The 14,735-nt window shown below is 47.2% G+C and carries 15 protein-coding genes and 1 other RNA gene; 10 read left to right on the top strand and 6 right to left on the bottom strand.

Features of this window, described 5'->3' with window-relative positions; all coding sequences use genetic code 11:
* Positions 1-11: 11 nt before the first annotated feature.
* From ICN12_RS00400 to rnpB, 4 genes are all read left to right on the top strand, one after another.
* Positions 12-1,835 carry an ABCB family ABC transporter ATP-binding protein/permease gene (locus ICN12_RS00400; protein WP_216270034.1) on the top strand — a complete coding sequence of 608 codons (1,824 nt, stop codon included), beginning with the start codon at positions 12-14 and terminating at the stop codon, positions 1,833-1,835.
* A gap of 9 nt (positions 1,836-1,844) precedes the next feature.
* Complete coding sequence (locus ICN12_RS00395) at positions 1,845-3,164, top strand: glycerate kinase type-2 family protein (RefSeq protein WP_216270033.1); 1,320 nt, start codon at positions 1,845-1,847, stop codon at positions 3,162-3,164.
* A 26-nt stretch (positions 3,165-3,190) separates the two neighbouring features.
* The gene (pyrC, locus tag ICN12_RS00390; protein WP_216270032.1) at positions 3,191-4,249 is read left to right on the top strand and encodes a dihydroorotase; all 1,059 of its coding nucleotides are present in this window, start codon (positions 3,191-3,193) and stop codon (positions 4,247-4,249) included.
* A gap of 66 nt (positions 4,250-4,315) precedes the next feature.
* An RNA gene (rnpB, locus tag ICN12_RS00385) (RNase P RNA component class A) lies at positions 4,316-4,622 on the top strand.
* Positions 4,623-4,637: 15 nt separating this feature from the next.
* On the opposite strand, the gene ICN12_RS00380 is transcribed toward rnpB, so the two are convergent.
* Positions 4,638-5,060, bottom strand: coding sequence for an OsmC family protein (locus ICN12_RS00380; protein WP_216270031.1), 423 nt, complete (start codon positions 5,058-5,060; stop codon positions 4,638-4,640).
* A 418-nt stretch (positions 5,061-5,478) separates the two neighbouring features.
* On the opposite strand from ICN12_RS00380, the gene rplM reads away from it, so the two are divergent.
* The 4 genes from rplM (at position 5,479) to erpA (ending at position 7,982) form a co-directional block, all read left to right on the top strand.
* Positions 5,479-5,907, top strand: coding sequence for a 50S ribosomal protein L13 (rplM, locus tag ICN12_RS00375; protein WP_015422034.1), 429 nt, complete (start codon positions 5,479-5,481; stop codon positions 5,905-5,907).
* A gap of 9 nt (positions 5,908-5,916) precedes the next feature.
* A complete protein-coding gene (gene rpsI, locus ICN12_RS00370) occupies positions 5,917-6,318 on the top strand; it encodes a 30S ribosomal protein S9 (RefSeq protein WP_173961023.1) in 402 nt (133 codons plus the stop codon).
* 135 nt (positions 6,319-6,453) lie between these two features.
* Entirely contained in the window at positions 6,454-7,512 is a 1,059-nt protein-coding gene (gene argC, locus ICN12_RS00365) for an N-acetyl-gamma-glutamyl-phosphate reductase (RefSeq protein WP_216270030.1), read from the top strand.
* A gap of 83 nt (positions 7,513-7,595) precedes the next feature.
* Positions 7,596-7,982 (top strand): iron-sulfur cluster insertion protein ErpA, encoded by a 387-nt coding sequence (erpA, locus tag ICN12_RS00360; RefSeq protein ID WP_216270029.1) that lies wholly within the window; start codon positions 7,596-7,598, stop codon positions 7,980-7,982.
* Positions 7,983-7,998: 16 nt separating this feature from the next.
* Here erpA and ICN12_RS00355 read toward each other — a convergent pair whose 3' ends face one another.
* Positions 7,999-9,129, bottom strand: coding sequence for an anhydro-N-acetylmuramic acid kinase (locus ICN12_RS00355; RefSeq protein WP_216270028.1), 1,131 nt, complete (start codon positions 9,127-9,129; stop codon positions 7,999-8,001).
* 89 nt (positions 9,130-9,218) lie between these two features.
* Between ICN12_RS00355 and tyrS the strand changes: the two genes are divergently transcribed.
* Together tyrS and ICN12_RS00345 are read left to right on the top strand one after the other, a co-directional pair.
* Positions 9,219-10,451: a tyrosine--tRNA ligase gene (gene tyrS / locus ICN12_RS00350; protein WP_216270027.1), complete on the top strand. Its 1,233-nt coding sequence runs from the start codon at positions 9,219-9,221 to the stop codon at positions 10,449-10,451.
* Positions 10,452-10,498: 47 nt separating this feature from the next.
* A complete protein-coding gene (locus tag ICN12_RS00345) occupies positions 10,499-10,852 on the top strand; it encodes a DUF1622 domain-containing protein (RefSeq protein WP_216270026.1) in 354 nt (117 codons plus the stop codon).
* Between the two features lie 13 nt (positions 10,853-10,865).
* On the opposite strand, the gene ruvB is transcribed toward ICN12_RS00345, so the two are convergent.
* Genes ruvB through purH form a run of 4 tightly spaced genes read right to left on the bottom strand, consistent with a single transcriptional unit; the run spans position 10,866 to position 14,710 of the window.
* On the bottom strand, positions 10,866-11,942 hold the full coding sequence (ruvB, locus tag ICN12_RS00340) for a Holliday junction branch migration DNA helicase RuvB (protein WP_216270025.1): 1,077 nt from the start codon (positions 11,940-11,942) through the stop codon (positions 10,866-10,868).
* A gap of 31 nt (positions 11,943-11,973) precedes the next feature.
* On the bottom strand, positions 11,974-12,558 hold the full coding sequence (gene ruvA, locus ICN12_RS00335) for a Holliday junction branch migration protein RuvA (RefSeq protein ID WP_216270024.1): 585 nt from the start codon (positions 12,556-12,558) through the stop codon (positions 11,974-11,976).
* Between the two features lie 26 nt (positions 12,559-12,584).
* Positions 12,585-13,106, bottom strand: coding sequence for a crossover junction endodeoxyribonuclease RuvC (ruvC, locus tag ICN12_RS00330; protein ID WP_216270023.1), 522 nt, complete (start codon positions 13,104-13,106; stop codon positions 12,585-12,587).
* A 23-nt stretch (positions 13,107-13,129) separates the two neighbouring features.
* Positions 13,130-14,710 carry a bifunctional phosphoribosylaminoimidazolecarboxamide formyltransferase/IMP cyclohydrolase gene (purH, locus tag ICN12_RS00325; protein ID WP_216270022.1) on the bottom strand — a complete coding sequence of 527 codons (1,581 nt, stop codon included), beginning with the start codon at positions 14,708-14,710 and terminating at the stop codon, positions 13,130-13,132.
* Positions 14,711-14,735 lie beyond the last annotated feature (25 nt).

Genomic DNA, 14,735 nt, shown 5'->3' with positions numbered 1-14,735 from the left:
AAGATAGAGCGATGAGACATTCATCTGGGCATCATCATTCGGCAGGAGATTCAAAACCTACACAGGGGAGCGACTGGAAAGTTATCCGTGACCTGCTTCCCTATCTACTGGAATACAAATATAGGGTTGCGATTGCCCTGACATGCTTAGTCGCTGCTAAGGTTACCAACCTCGGCATTCCGATTTTGATGAAGCAATTGATTGATGCACTCAATATCAAGGCCGATTCACCACAAGCATTACTAGTGGTTCCAGCTGGATTGATTTTAGCCTATGGCCTCTTAAGAATCTCAGCCTCCTTATTTACTGAGTTACGAGAATCCCTCTTCGCTCGCGTTACTCAAAATGCGGTGCGCAAAGTTGCTCTGCAAGTTTTTGAGCATTTGCACTCTTTGGCACTGAGCTTTCATTTAGCTCGCCAGACTGGTGGAGTGAGCCGGGATATTGAGCGTGGTACTCGCGGTATTCAGTCGTTGATCTCTTATTCGCTTTACAGCATCCTGCCAACCTTAATTGAGTTTTGTTTGGTGCTGGGCTACTTTGCTTATGCCTACGATCTTTGGTTTGCTGCAATTACGCTTACTGCCTTAGTTCTATATATTGGCTTCACGGTAGTCGTAACAGAATGGCGCACCCATTTCCGTCGTACCATGAATGATATGGATTCGAAGGCCAACCAGAAGGCGATTGATTCTTTGTTGAATTTCGAGACGGTGAAGTACTTTGGCAATGAAGCATTCGAGGCAAGTCGCTACGATCAAAATCTCGAGCGTTACCAGGTAGCTGCAGTCAAATCTCAAAAATCTTTAGCGCTTCTGAATTTTGGTCAGCAAACGATTATTGCGGTTGGCTTAGTGATGATTTTGTGGCGCGCAACCTTAGGCGTGATTGATGGCTCAATGACTTTGGGTGATCTCGTACTGGTGAATACTTTGATGATTCAGTTGTATATTCCACTCAATTTCTTGGGTGTAATCTATCGGGAGATTAAACAGGCTCTCACAGATATGGATCGAATGTTTTCTCTTCTCAATACAGAGAAGGAGATTGCAGATGACCCTAATGCCAAACCTTTGCGTATTGCTAACCAAGGGCGTGGCCCAGATGTTCGTTTTGAGAACGTCTCGTTTCACTACGATGCCAAACGTGAAATTCTCAAAAATGTTAGTTTTAATATTCCAGCGGGAATGATTACCGCAGTAGTTGGGCAAAGCGGTGCGGGTAAGAGTACCTTAGCTCGCTTACTCTTTCGTTTCTATGATGTTCAATCTGGCAAGATTTTGATTGACGATCAGAACATTGTGGATGTCACCCAGTCTAGCCTGCGTAAAGCGATTGGTATTGTTCCGCAAGATACAGTTTTATTTAATGACACGATTGGCTACAACATTGCCTATGGCAATCCCAACGCCTCGATTGAAGAAGTGCATGAGGCGGCTAGAGCTGCGCAGATCGACGGTTTTATCAAGCATTTGCCAGATGGCTATGAAACCCAAGTAGGAGAGCGCGGTCTGAAGTTATCTGGCGGTGAGAAGCAGCGCGTTGCAATTGCGCGAACATTACTCAAGAAGCCTGCCATGCTGATCTTTGATGAGGCCACTTCAGCTTTGGACTCCAAGACGGAGCGGGCATTTCAGGAGGAGTTGCTCGGCCTTGCCAAGAATCGCACTACTTTGATTATTGCTCATCGACTTTCTACTATTATTCATGCTGATCAAATTTTGGTGATGGAGCATGGGCAAATTATTGAGCGCGGAACGCATGCTGAGCTATTGGACACCAATGGCCGATATGCTGAGATGTGGCAAATGCAAGAGCGTAGTGCCCTTGATTAAAATATCCGAATGAGCCAGCAAGAGACTATTCTTAAAAATGCGTTTTCAGCTGCTGTGGCGGTAGCTGATCCACAACTCATAGTCCCGCAATATTTAGACAAGATATTTCCAGTTGGGAATGAGCCTCGGGGAAGATGTGTTGTGGTGGGTGCGGGTAAAGCCAGCGCTTCTATGGCAAGCGCATTAGAGGCTTATACAAAATCCCATTGGCCTCAGGCCAATATTAATGGTGTGGTTTTGACTCGCTATGGGCACAACTCTCCCACAAGTCAGATTCGAATTATCGAAGCAGGTCATCCTGTACCCGATCAGGCAGGCATGGATGGCGCAAAAGAAATCTACCGCTTAGTGAGTGAACTGCAAGCGGGTGATATTCTGATTGCCTTGATCTCGGGTGGCGGATCTAGCCTACTTACTTTGCCCCAAGCTGGCATCAGCATTGAAGATATGCGAAAAACTACAGAGGCGCTATTGCGTTCTGGCGCACCGATCGATGAGATGAATGTGGTGCGCAAACATTTGTCAGCAATTCTAGGTGGCAATTTGGCAAGACTGGCTATGGCGAGAGGTGCTCGAGTTGAGGCCTTATTGATTTCTGATGTGACAGGTGATTCCCCAGCGGATATCGCTAGCGGACCTTGTGCTCCTGATTATTCGACCTATCAAGATGCTTTAACTATTTTGAATAAGCATCGCTTGGGCGAAGGAGCGATTCCAGCTTCCGTGCTCTTGCATTTGAATCGCGGTCTTGCCGGTGAGGTGCCGGAGACATTGAAGGTGGGCGATTTACAAAATGTCCAAGTGAACAATCATGTGATCGCCACCGCTTATAAAAGTCTTGAGGCTGCAGCAGACTATGTACGCACTCAAGGATATGAGCCAGTGATCTTGGGTGACACCATTACCGGCGAAGCGCAATATGTGGGCGCTACTCAGGCAGCAATGGCGCGCGAGTATTTGACGAAGTCGGCTGATAAACCGTTAGCTCTGATTTCGGGTGGCGAGTGCACGGTTACCATTCCTGTCGATCTCAAGGGGCGAGGCGGTCGTTGCAGTGAATATCTGCTTTCACTGTTTTCAGCATCAACGGATCTGCCAAACATCTCTGCTCTGGCTGCGGATACCGACGGTATCGATGGCAGCGAAAAGAATGCCGGCGCCTGGTTTACCCCGGCTATTCGTCAGGCTGCCCAGGCTCAAGGTTTGCTTCCTACCCAGTATTTAGTTAGCCATGATTGCTATGGTTTTTTTGCCCAATTAGATGCTTTAGTGGAAACTGGCCCTACACTTACGAATGTGAATGATTTCCGCATCATCTTGCTTAATTAATACGGTCAATATCAATACTCAAATACATGTCTACTAGCCCAAGCAAAATTCAATTGATTCAACCAGATGACTGGCATTTGCATATTCGTGATGGCGAAGTCATGAAAGATGTCTTGGCAGATACTGCGCGCCAATTTGCCCGTGCCATCATCATGCCGAATTTGAAGCCACCAGTGACCACTGTAGATTTAGCAAGCGCCTATCGCACTCGAATTGAAGCTAGCCTTCAATCTTTAGGCGTCCACAGCTTTACGCCATTAATGACCTTGTATTTGACTGATAACACTTCTGCTGATGAGGTGCGAAAGGCCAAAGCTGCTGGTATTGTCGGATTTAAGTTGTACCCTGCTGGCGCCACCACCAATAGTGATGCTGGTGTCAGCGATATCCAGCGTTGCTATGTTGCGCTTGAGGCGATGCAGGCAGTGGGCATGCCATTGCTAGTGCACGGTGAAGTAACTAGCGCTGAGATTGATATATTTGATCGCGAAGCAGTGTTTATTGACCAGGTTCTTGAGCCTTTGCGTAAAGATTTTCCTGAGCTCAAGATTGTGTTTGAGCACATTACGACTAAGCAAGCTGCCCACTATGTGCGTGATGCGCAAACCGGTGAAAAAAATACCTTAGCGGCCACAATCACTCCGCAACATTTGCTGATGAACCGCAATGCTATTTTTGCTGGCGGCATTCGTCCGCATAACTATTGTTTGCCAGTGCTAAAGCGTGAAGAGCATCGCATAGCTTTACTTGAAGTGGCTACGAGTGGCAGCCCTAGATTTTTCTTGGGGACTGATAGCGCACCACATGCTAAGGGTGCAAAAGAAACTTCTTGCGGATGCGCAGGTTGCTACAGCGCATTTAACGCCTTGGGTTTATATGCCGAAGCATTTGAGGGTGTTGGCAAACTAGATAAGCTTGAGGGCTTTGCCAGCTTCTTTGGCCCCGATTTTTATTCTTTGCCACGCAATAGCAAAACAATTACCCTGGTGAAACAAGCGCAAAGCATTCCAGCTGAGCTACCACTAGGAGATGCGACCATCGTGCCACTGCGCGCTGGCGAGACTATTGCTTGGTCATTGGCTTAAGTTAGCAATTCATTCTTTTTTTCATTTTTAGGCTAAATTTCTGCGACTGCGTTAGACTGCAGTCGCAGAGTCAATTGGGCAATCGCCGCCTCTTTATTGAGGGGGAGGAAAGTCCGGACTCCATAGGATAGGGTGATGGTTAACGACCATCCACGGCGACGTGAGGAATAGGGCCACAGAGACGAGCGTATTTAGTTACGGTGAAACGCGGTAACCTCCACCCGGAGCAATCCCAAGTAAGCAGGCGATGAGGCGATCCGCTGAGTCTGCGGGTAGGGAGCTTGAGCCGTCAGGTAACTGCCGGCCTAGAGGAATGATTGCCCCTAGATGCAAATCTAGGCGACAGAATCCGGCTTATCGATTGACTCTGCACTTACCAGACAGCTGATTAGTCGTTCAGCACATCAATCGAATAGGTGATTTCTGCTGTTTTGGCGAGCATGGTTGTGGCAGAGCAGTACTTTTCGTGGGATAGCTTCACCGCACGCTCAACCTTGGCTAAATCTAGGTTTTTCCCTTTAACCGTGAAATGCAGGTTAATTTTTGTAAAAACTTTGGGTTCAGTATCAGCCCTCTCTGCTGTTAGCTTGACATCGCAGGCGCTAATCTCTTGGCGGGCCTTTTGTAGGATTAAAACCACATCAAAGGCAGAGCAGCCACCAGTACCTGCTAAAAGCAGTTCCATCGGTCTTGGAGCGCTATTTTGCCCACCAGCTTCAGGAGGGCCATCCATTTTGATCTGGTGGCCGCTACCGGTTTCTGCTGAAAAAGCCATCCCGCCATTACCCAACCAAGATACTCGACATTCCATATTAGTGACCCCTAACTTACTAAATTAATCAATATTATCAATAGTTTACCAATATTTAGCAGTTTAGCCATCCTCCCTATTTTGGCTAAAAAACATCAAAAACTTGATTTTGGTCAATTTTCTTGCATTGCACCAAATTTCTTGTGTAGAATAACCATATTGGTAGTCAGTCTTATACAAGACTGTGACTTACCTCCCAGTGTCTCCTCCACTTAAACATAGGTGGATTCCAACCCAGGACTCGTTCCTGGGTTTTTTTAGGTTACAATTCAAGGCTTTACTGAATTACCGAACCAGTCAGCGGTAATTGTTGTACCAAGTGAATTGCAGAATCTGCGAGCTTGCAAATATAAGCAGGGCCAAGGTGGACGTAGTTTGGTTGGAGTAATTTTTTTTGACTATAACAATTTGAGAAATCATGAAAACTTTTTCTGCAAAATCCCATGAGGTAGTGCATGAATGGTTCGTGATTGACGCTACGGACAAAGTCCTCGGTCGTGTCGCCAGTGAAGTGGCACTCCGTCTACGCGGCAAGCATAAACCTGAATACACCCCACACGTTGATACCGGCGACTTTATTGTTGTCATCAACTCTTCTAAGCTGCGTGTTACAGGCACAAAAGGCTTGAACAAAATTTATTACCGTCACAGCGGATACCCAGGTGGTATTAGCTCGACCAACTTCGACAAGATGCAAGATCGTTTCCCAGGTCGCGCTTTGGAGAAGGCTGTGAAGGGTATGTTGCCAAAAGGCCCACTAGGCTATGCCATGATTAAGAAATTAAAAGTCTACGGCGACGCCAGTCATCCGCATGCGGCTCAACAGCCAAAAGCGTTAGAGATTTAAGGAAACCAAATGGCTATTAATTACGGAAATTGGAATTACGGTACTGGTCGTCGCAAGAGTTCTGTGGCGCGTGTATTCATTAAATCTGGCAAGGGCGAAATCATTGTTAATGGCAAGCCTATCGATGCTTATTTTGCTCGTGAAACATCACGCATGATTGCTCGTCAGCCTTTGGCTCTCACAGCCCACTTAACGACCTTTGATATCAAAGTAAACGTTTCTGGTGGCGGTGAAACTGGCCAAGCTGGTGCAGTTCGTCACGGTGTTACTCGTGCATTGATGGATTACGACATCACTTTGAAGCCAGCCCTGTCTAAAGCAGGTTTGGTAACTCGCGATGCTCGTGAAGTTGAGCGTAAAAAAGTTGGCCTGCATGGCGCGCGTCGTCGTAAGCAGTTCAGCAAGCGCTAATTTCTTTCAGTCGCTTCAGTTTTATCGAAAGGGTCGCGCAAGCGGCCCTTTTTGTTTCTACAATTAAGAAAACTGTAAGAATCAAGTAGTAAGCTCTATACGATAATTTCGCTATAGCGCATTTTGGAGAGTGACATGATTAAAGTTGGCATCGTAGGTGGAACTGGATATACCGGAGTGGAATTACTGCGTTTGTTGGCGCAGCATCCTGAGGTGAAGATTCAGGCAATTACTTCTCGCACAGAAGCTGGCATGCCAGTGGCTGAGATGTTTCCATCTTTACGCGGTCGTATTGATCTGAAATTCACCACGCCAGATGAAGCCAAATTAAATGAATGTGATGCGGTGTTCTTTGCAACGCCACATGGTGTAGCAATGGCGCAAGCAAAAGAATTGCTCGCCAATAACGTAAAGATTTTGGATTTGGCTGCAGACTTCCGTTTGAAAGACGTTAAAGAGTTTGCTAAGTGGTACAGCATGGAGCATGGCTGCCCAGAAATTTTGGCTGAAGCAGTCTATGGTTTGCCAGAAATTAATCGTGAAGCCATTAAAAAAGCGCGCGTAGTTGGCTTAGCTGGTTGCTACCCAACATCTGTGCAATTAGGCTTGGCTCCATTACTTTCGCCTAAGTCGACTGGCGGTAAGCAGTTGATCGATGGTACCCATATTATTTCCGACTCTAAGTCGGGAACCTCTGGCGCCGGACGTAAAGCTGAGATCGGTACCTTGTTGTCAGAATCCAGTGATAACTTCAAATCTTATGCCGTAAAAGGCCATCGCCATTTACCGGAAATCGTCCAGGGATTAAAGGCAATTGCTGGTCATGATCAGATTGGTTTGACCTTTGTGCCACATTTAACTCCCATGATTAGAGGCATTCATTCCACTTTGTATGTGCGTTTGACCGAAGCTGGGATGGATGTGGATTTTCAGAAGCTTTATGAAGATTTCTACAAAGGCGAGCCATTTGTGGATGTGATGCCTGCTGGTAGTCACCCAGAAACACGCTCTGTACGCGGCAGTAATGGCTTGCGGATCGCCATCCATCGTCCAGGAGGCGGTGACACTTTAGTCATTTTGGTAGTTGAGGACAACCTAGTGAAGGGTGCTTCAGGCCAAGGTGTCCAGTGCATGAATCTGATGTTTGGTTTGCCTGAGACCACCGGATTGACGCAGATTGCTGTTTCCCCATAATGGGGCCAGCGGGAAAGACCCTTCAGCAAGCTTGGTATTAAAAGCCTAAAATAGACCATTGCCTTTTGAATTAGGAGTAAATCATGACCCAATTAGCTACGCAAGAAACTACGCAACCCGCACAAGATTTAGCCGAGCCACCAACCCCATTGGTGTTCACGGATAGCGCTGCTGCAAAAGTGGCTGACTTGATTGCTGAAGAAGGCAATCCTGAATTAAAACTGCGCGTGTTTGTTCAAGGCGGTGGTTGCTCAGGATTTCAGTACGGTTTCACATTTGATGATGCTGTGAATGAAGACGACACACTCTTTGAAAAGAATGGTGTAACTTTGTTGGTTGATTCAATGAGCTTCCAATATTTAGTTGGCGCTGAGATTGATTACAAAGAAGATATTAACGGTTCACAGTTCGTAATCAAAAACCCAAATGCACAAACCACTTGTGGTTGTGGATCCTCTTTCTCCGCATAAGAACAAGCTTAATAACTTAAGCTGGATAGCAAGCGCCTAGAATTCTAGGACCCTTCGCTCCTGTAACGGCTGGCAAATTTGCTGGCCGTTTTTCTTTGTGAGCCCATGCCAGCCATGCGAATGCGAGGCCTTCTACTAGTTGTGGGTCTATTCCTAGTACATCGCTTGTCACGATCTCCAGAGGATTCTTAAACACCGCTTGTGAGCTCGTTTTAAATAGATTCATGAGTGCTGTATTGCGTGCGCCACCACCACACACAATGAGTGTTTGGGTTTGTGGGGCATGGCGCTCTAATGCTTGTAGCGCTGAGTCCACCGCCAGATGTAAGAGTGTTGCTTGCACATCTTCTGCATTGATGTTGTCTGAGTTAATCTGCCTTTGTAACCACTCCAGATGAAAGTCATCACGTCCCGTACTCTTTGGTGGGGCTTTTGAAAAGAATGGATCGGACAACATTCTGGCGAGGAGCGGTTGATTCACTTCGCCTTGTGATGCCCAGACGCCATCTTTATCAAAAGTATGCCCTTGTTGATCTGCAATCCAGGCATCCATCAACATATTTGCTGGACCACAATCAAAACCTTTCACTTCGCCACTTTTGGGGAGGAGGGTGAGATTGGCAATGCCACCTAAATTGAGGACAGCGATCTCTTTATTTAAGGAAAATTGCTGTGCATGGAAAGCCGGCACCAATGGGGCGCCGTGACCACCTGCTGCTAGATCACGACTTCTAAAGTCGGCAATAACATCAATCCCAGTGAGCTCTGCCAATAGGGCTGGGTTGAGTGTTTGGTGGGTATATGCCAGATGATGGGGGAGGTCTGCCTGATGACGAATAGTTTGGCCGTGGGCGCCAATCGCGCTGATATTTTCAGGAGTAAGGTTGGACTGCAATAACAAGTCTTGCACTGCATCCGCATAGGCTGCAGCAAGAGCATTTCCTGCTTGTTTTTCGCGATGAAGCTCATTAGGCCCTGGAGATTGCAGGTCTAGCAGGGCTTTGCGTAGATCAGGCGTAAAGGGCGTGCTTACGGCCCCCAGCAGACTTGCATCACCTTGAGGCCCTAGCTTTGCTAGCACGGCATCTATTCCATCTAGGCTGGTGCCAGACATCAGGCCAATATAGAGGGAATGAGACTTATTCATGCGGTATCGGGACTTTGTTCTCAGGAATGCGACAATTATGCTTTAGCAACATAAATACTAATTTAACCGAATCAGTTCACTAATTCAGCATGACGGCTAAACCAGAACAAAAATACCCACTGACCCCTGAAGTTTTTGCAGCCCTTGAAGTGACCAAAAGGGGTTGTGATGAGTTATTGGTTGAGGCAGATTGGATTACGAAGCTAGCCAAAAGCCAAGCCACTGGCACTCCATTACGGATTAAGTTGGGTTTAGACCCTACTGCGCCAGATATTCATTTGGGGCATACAGTTGTTTTGAATAAGTTACGTCAGCTGCAAGATTTAGGTCATACGGTTATTTTCTTGATTGGCGACTTCACCAGCATGATTGGCGACCCTTCTGGACGCAATGCCACTCGCCCACCATTGACTGCCGAAGAAATTGCCGTCAATGCGCAGACTTATTATCGTCAAGCGAGCATGGTGCTTGATCCTGCTAAAACGGAAGTCCGTTACAACAGCGAGTGGTGTGATCCACTGGGCGCGCGCGGCATGATTCAGTTGGCAGCAAGATATACCGTGGCGCAGATGTTAGAGCGTGATGACTTTACCAAGCGCTACCGTAGTGGCGTACCCATCTCTGTGCATGAGTTTTTGTATCCTTTGATGCAGGGTTATGACTCCGTTGCCTTGAAGAGTGACTTAGAGCTCGGTGGTACCGATCAAAAATTTAATCTCTTAGTGGGCCGTGAGCTTCAACGTGAGTATGGTCAAGAGCCACAATGCATTTTGACAATGCCACTCCTCGTTGGTTTGGATGGCGTTGATAAGATGAGTAAGTCCAAAGGTAATTACATTGGCATCAGCGAGCCTGCTAGCGAGATGTTCGGTAAGCTCATGAGCATCTCCGATGACTTAATGTGGGATTACTTCACATTACTGTCATTTCGCCCGATGGCAGAGATTGATTTAATGAAGCAAGAAGTTGCCGCTGGTCGCAACCCACGCGATTGCAAAGTGCTACTCGGTCAAGAGATCGTCGCGCGCTTTCATTCACAAGCTGCTGCAGAAAAAGCGCTTGAAGACTTTAATCACCGTGCTAAAGGTGGTGTACCAGATGAGATTCCTGAGGTAACACTTACAGGTGCTCCTATGGGGATCGCTAACTTCCTCAAGGCTGCTGGCCTTGCCCCATCTACCTCAGAAGCCAATCGCAATATTGAGCAGAACGGCGTAAAGCTTGATGGCGTAACAGTTACTGATAAACAGTTGAAAGTAGAGGCTGGGACTTATGTGGTGCAGGTAGGCAAGCGTAAGTTTGCTAAGGCTATATTAGTTTAGATTTCCAATAGTTCACTGATATTAATTCTTCTAAATAAAGACCCCTTATGAATCAGATCGAAATTATTAGAGGTGTTAGTGATGTGATGGATGCCTTGGGGGTTGCAGTTGTTTCTCTTGGCGTGCTTTGGGGCTTGTTTATCTTTATCAAAGAGTTGATTACTCAGTCGGTGGATATTGCCTATAAGGGATTTCGCATTCAAATTGTGCGTTCATTAATACTGGGTCTTGAAGTGCTGGTTGCTGGCGATGTCATTCGTACAGTAGCAATTAGCCCCACCTTAACTAGTGTTGCGGTGCTCGGCGCTATTGTGCTTATCCGATGCTTCTTAAGCTGGTCTTTAACTCTGGAAATTGATGGCCGCTGGCCATGGCAGCCCCCAAGAAAAGATGAGGGCTAAAGAAATCCTAATGCTATTTCTGTGGATCTAAGTTCCCTAAACTACTTGGCGCTTTTAAGCCAAAGTGCTCATAAGCCTGTCTAGTCGCCACTCGACCACGCGAAGTTCTCTGTAGGTAACCCTGCTGTATTAAGTAAGGCTCCAAGACATCTTCAATGGTGTCGCGCTCTTCACCAATTGCTGCAGCCAAGTTATCAATACCTACAGGACCGCCATCAAACTTATGCAAGATGGCTTCCAGTAATTTTCTGTCCATCACATCAAAACCACTTGGATCGACATCGAGCATTTTCAATGCTGCGTCAGCCATCTCTTTGGTGATAATGCCAGTACCTTTAACTTCAGCATAGTCGCGCACTCGACGTAATAAACGATTGGCAATGCGTGGAGTGCCTCTAGCGCGTTTCGCAATCTCAATGGATCCCTCAGGATCAATATCAGCTTTAAGTAGGCTGGCAGAGCGTGTAATAATTTTAGTCAGCTCTTCAGTGGTGTAGAACTCTAGTCTTGCCACAATACCAAAGCGATCACGCAGAGGGTTTGTGAGCATGCCGGCACGAGTGGTTGCGCCGATCAAAGTGAATGGTTTGAGATCAATCTTGACACTGCGTGCTGCAGGACCTTCGCCAATCATGATGTCTAGGCTGTAGTCCTCAAGTGCTGGATAGAGAATCTCCTCAACAACTGGAGAGAGCCGATGGATCTCATCAATAAAGAGCACATCGTTTGCTTCTAAATTGGTTAGTAATGCAGCGAGGTCACCAGGTCTGTCCAGAACTGGTCCGCTGGTTTGGCGTAAGTTCACACCCAGTTCCCTGGCGATGATGTGTGCCAAGGTAGTTTTGCCGAGTCCAGGAGGGCCAAATAAAAGCACATGATCGAGCGCTTCTTGTCTTGCCCTAGTTGCGGTGATGAATATTTCTAATTGGGCGCGAGCCTTAGTTTGACCAACATATTCGTCAAGCTGTTTTGGACGCAAAGCTCTTTCAAAGACCGCTTCAGAGTTGCCTGCCGCACCGCTAACAATGCGGTCATTGTCCTCCGGTAAGTCTTCGGGAATTGAGCTGAGGTCTTCGGTATGTATCGCCATACTGCAAGTGTAGTGGTGTTTGGGTGACTAGTTATGAAGACTTCGAGAGGTATTTCAGGCCCATGCGGATACCATCTGAAACGGTAGTGTCAGGCGGTATTTGTTTGAGGGCAAGATGTGCCTCTTTTTCTGAATAGCCCAGCGCTAAGAGAGCCTGCAAAACTTCGCTGCTTGCTTCGATGGCTTGGGGTTTGCCGCCAACGATACCTAAATCTGGGGCTAGCTTTCCTTTGAGTTCGAGGCAAAGGCGCTCAGCAGTCTTTTTACCAATGCCGGGGACTTGGGTCAGACGTCCTGCTTCTTGCATTGCAATTGCTTGGGCTAATTCATTGACGCTCATGCCAGAAAGTACGGCGAGCGCCGTACGTGAGCCGACACCGCTAATCTTAATCAATTGTCTAAATGCTTCCCGCTCTGTCTCGGTAGCAAAGCCAAAGAGCTGCTGTGCATCTTCACGCACTTGGAAGTGGGTGAGTAGCGTAATTTTTTGATTGATCTCAGGAAGTTGATACAAGGTGCTCATGGGCACATCGATCTCGTAACCAACGCCTTGGCAATCCACCAAAAGGCGGGGCGGATGAACTGAAACGAGAATGCCTTGAATGCGACCAATCATGTGAAGATCTTAACCTGTTTGAATTGTTATTTCTTGCCACTTTTCTTGGGCGCAAGTGCAGCAGTAATTGCTTTCGGAATCTGGGCATGATGCGCAGCGCAAATCGCTACTCCCAAAGCATCTGCTGCATCCGTTCCGGGAGCGCGGCTCAGGCGTAACAAGCGCTTTACCATTTCTTGAACTTGGGGTTTAGTCGCCCTGCCAGTTCCCACAATGGATTGCTTTACTCTGAGGGCACTGTATTCAGCAACAGGGAGTTTTTCAGAAACGAGAGCCGCAATCACAGCGCCCCGAGCTTGTCCAAGCATTAGGGTGGAACGCGGATTGACGTTTAGGAATACTTCTTCGATAGCTGCTTGCTCTGGATGGTAAGTCTCTAAAACTTCCTTGATGCCTGAATATAAGATTCCCAATCTCTCAGGAAGTCCTTGGGCTGGATCCCCACTCTCAATCGTCCCAGAGGCTACGTAGGTCAGCTTTTGACCATCAACATCAATGACCCCAAAGCCGGTGGTACGTAAACCTGGGTCGATTCCTATCCAGCGCATGGGTGCTTTGACGATCTTTTTGCTTAATGACGGAAGTGACGGGTGCCGGTAAAGATCATGGCAATACCATGCTCATTGGCTGCCGCAATGATTTCGTCATCACGCATGCTGCCACCCGGTTGGATTGCACAGCTTGCGCCGCCATTTACAACTACATCTAAGCCATCACGGAAGGGGAAGAAAGCATCACTCGCTACTGCAGAGCCTTTAAGGCTTAAGCCTGCGTTCTCAGCCTTAATACTTGCCATACGTGCAGAATCCACGCGACTCATTTGGCCTGCGCCAATACCGAGGGTCATGCCGTTAGCGCAATACACAATCGCATTGGATTTCACGAACTTGGCAACGCGCCAAGCAAACATCATGTCGTGCATTTCGCTTGGGGTTGGGAGGCGCTTGCTCACAACACGCATTTCATTCTCGAGTACGTTCTTTGCATCAGGAGACTGAACCAAGAGACCGCCGCCAACGCGTTTGAAGTCAAAGGCATTAAATGCAGTGCCCAAAGGAATCTCCAAGAGACGAACATTTTGTTTTGCAGCAAAGATCGCTTTTGCTTCAGCGCTAAAGCTTGGGGCAATCAATACTTCTACGAACTGTTTAGAGATGGCTTCAGCCGCCGTACCATCACATGGCACATTGAAGGCAATGATTCCGCCAAATGCTGAACTTGGATCTGTTTTGAATGCCTTTTGATACGCCTCGAGGGCGTTGGCAGCAACAGCTACGCCGCAAGGGTTGGCATGCTTGATGATGACGCAAGCAGCGGTCCCACCAGCATTCCCAGTGAAGCTCTTGACGCACTCCCAGGCAGAGTCAGCATCAGCGATATTGTTATAAGAAAGCTCTTTGCCTTGCAGTTGCTTGTAATTAGCAAGTGCGCCATCGATTGGATAGATATCTTTATAGAAGGCTGCAGATTGATGCGGGTTTTCACCGTAACGCATCTCTTGTACTTTGTTGAATGCGAAGTGCAAAGTCTCTGGATAAGCTGAACGCGTTTTGTGATTTAAGTCATCGCCCAATGCAGATAAATAATTAGCAATGGCACCATCGTATTGAGCGGTATGGGCAAACACTTTTTTAGCTAGACCCAAATTGGTCTTATAAGAAACCACATTCTTGTTGGTTTTCATCTCCTCAAGTACTGGCGCGTAATCTTCGGGCGAGATCAACACAGTGACATCTTGATGGTTCTTGGCGGCGGCACGCAGCATGGCTGGGCCACCAATATCAATGTTCTCCACAGCATCTTCAAATGAACAATCAGCTTTAGCAACCGTCTCATTAAACGGGTAGAGGTTAATCACGAGCATATCGATCGTATCGATGCCATGCTCTTTTAAAGCAGCCATGTGTTCAGGAAAATCTCTGCGGGCCAATAGACCGCCGTGAACCATGGGGTGTAATGTCTTCACACGGCCATCCAACATCTCTGGAAACTTAGTTAATGAAGATACCTCCACTACAGGCAAGTTATTTTCAGCCAAAAGCTTTGCGGTACCACCAGTAGAGATTAGCTTGACGCCTTGCTCATGGAGGGCTTTAGCAAAAGGCACAATGCCATTTTTATCGGAAACAGAGAGTAGGGCTGTGCGGATCATATTTTTCAGAAGGTGTAATTAATTA

It is taken from the genome of Polynucleobacter sp. AM-25C3 (assembly GCF_018882335.1).
In the GTDB taxonomy this organism is placed as follows: Bacteria; Pseudomonadota; Gammaproteobacteria; order Burkholderiales; family Burkholderiaceae; genus Polynucleobacter.
The sequence above is the reverse complement of the archived record's forward strand: the minus strand, read 5'-3'. Positions and strand labels throughout refer to the sequence as shown.

Bases quoted from the DNA above. Each gene is read 5' to 3' on its own strand.
- ruvC (WP_216270023.1), bottom strand. From the start codon at position 13,106: ATGCGCTGGATAGGAATCGACCCAGGTTTACGTACCACCGGCTTTGGG.
- tyrS (WP_216270027.1), top strand. From the start codon at position 9,219: ATGACGGCTAAACCAGAACAAAAATACCCACTGACCCCTGAAGTTTTT.
- pyrC (WP_216270032.1), top strand. From the start codon at position 3,191: ATGTCTACTAGCCCAAGCAAAATTCAATTGATTCAACCAGATGACTGG.
- ICN12_RS00355 (WP_216270028.1), bottom strand. From the start codon at position 9,129: ATGAATAAGTCTCATTCCCTCTATATTGGCCTGATGTCTGGCACCAGC.
- argC (WP_216270030.1), top strand. From the start codon at position 6,454: ATGATTAAAGTTGGCATCGTAGGTGGAACTGGATATACCGGAGTGGAA.
- ruvA (WP_216270024.1), bottom strand. From the start codon at position 12,558: ATGATTGGTCGCATTCAAGGCATTCTCGTTTCAGTTCATCCGCCCCGC.
- ICN12_RS00395 (WP_216270033.1), top strand. From the start codon at position 1,845: ATGAGCCAGCAAGAGACTATTCTTAAAAATGCGTTTTCAGCTGCTGTG.
- ICN12_RS00345 (WP_216270026.1), top strand. From the start codon at position 10,499: ATGAATCAGATCGAAATTATTAGAGGTGTTAGTGATGTGATGGATGCC.
- ICN12_RS00380 (WP_216270031.1), bottom strand. From the start codon at position 5,060: ATGGAATGTCGAGTATCTTGGTTGGGTAATGGCGGGATGGCTTTTTCA.
- erpA (WP_216270029.1), top strand. From the start codon at position 7,596: ATGACCCAATTAGCTACGCAAGAAACTACGCAACCCGCACAAGATTTA.
- purH (WP_216270022.1), bottom strand. From the start codon at position 14,710: ATGATCCGCACAGCCCTACTCTCTGTTTCCGATAAAAATGGCATTGTG.
- ICN12_RS00400 (WP_216270034.1), top strand. From the start codon at position 12: ATGAGACATTCATCTGGGCATCATCATTCGGCAGGAGATTCAAAACCT.
- ruvB (WP_216270025.1), bottom strand. From the start codon at position 11,942: ATGGCGATACATACCGAAGACCTCAGCTCAATTCCCGAAGACTTACCG.
- rplM (WP_015422034.1), top strand. From the start codon at position 5,479: ATGAAAACTTTTTCTGCAAAATCCCATGAGGTAGTGCATGAATGGTTC.
- rpsI (WP_173961023.1), top strand. From the start codon at position 5,917: ATGGCTATTAATTACGGAAATTGGAATTACGGTACTGGTCGTCGCAAG.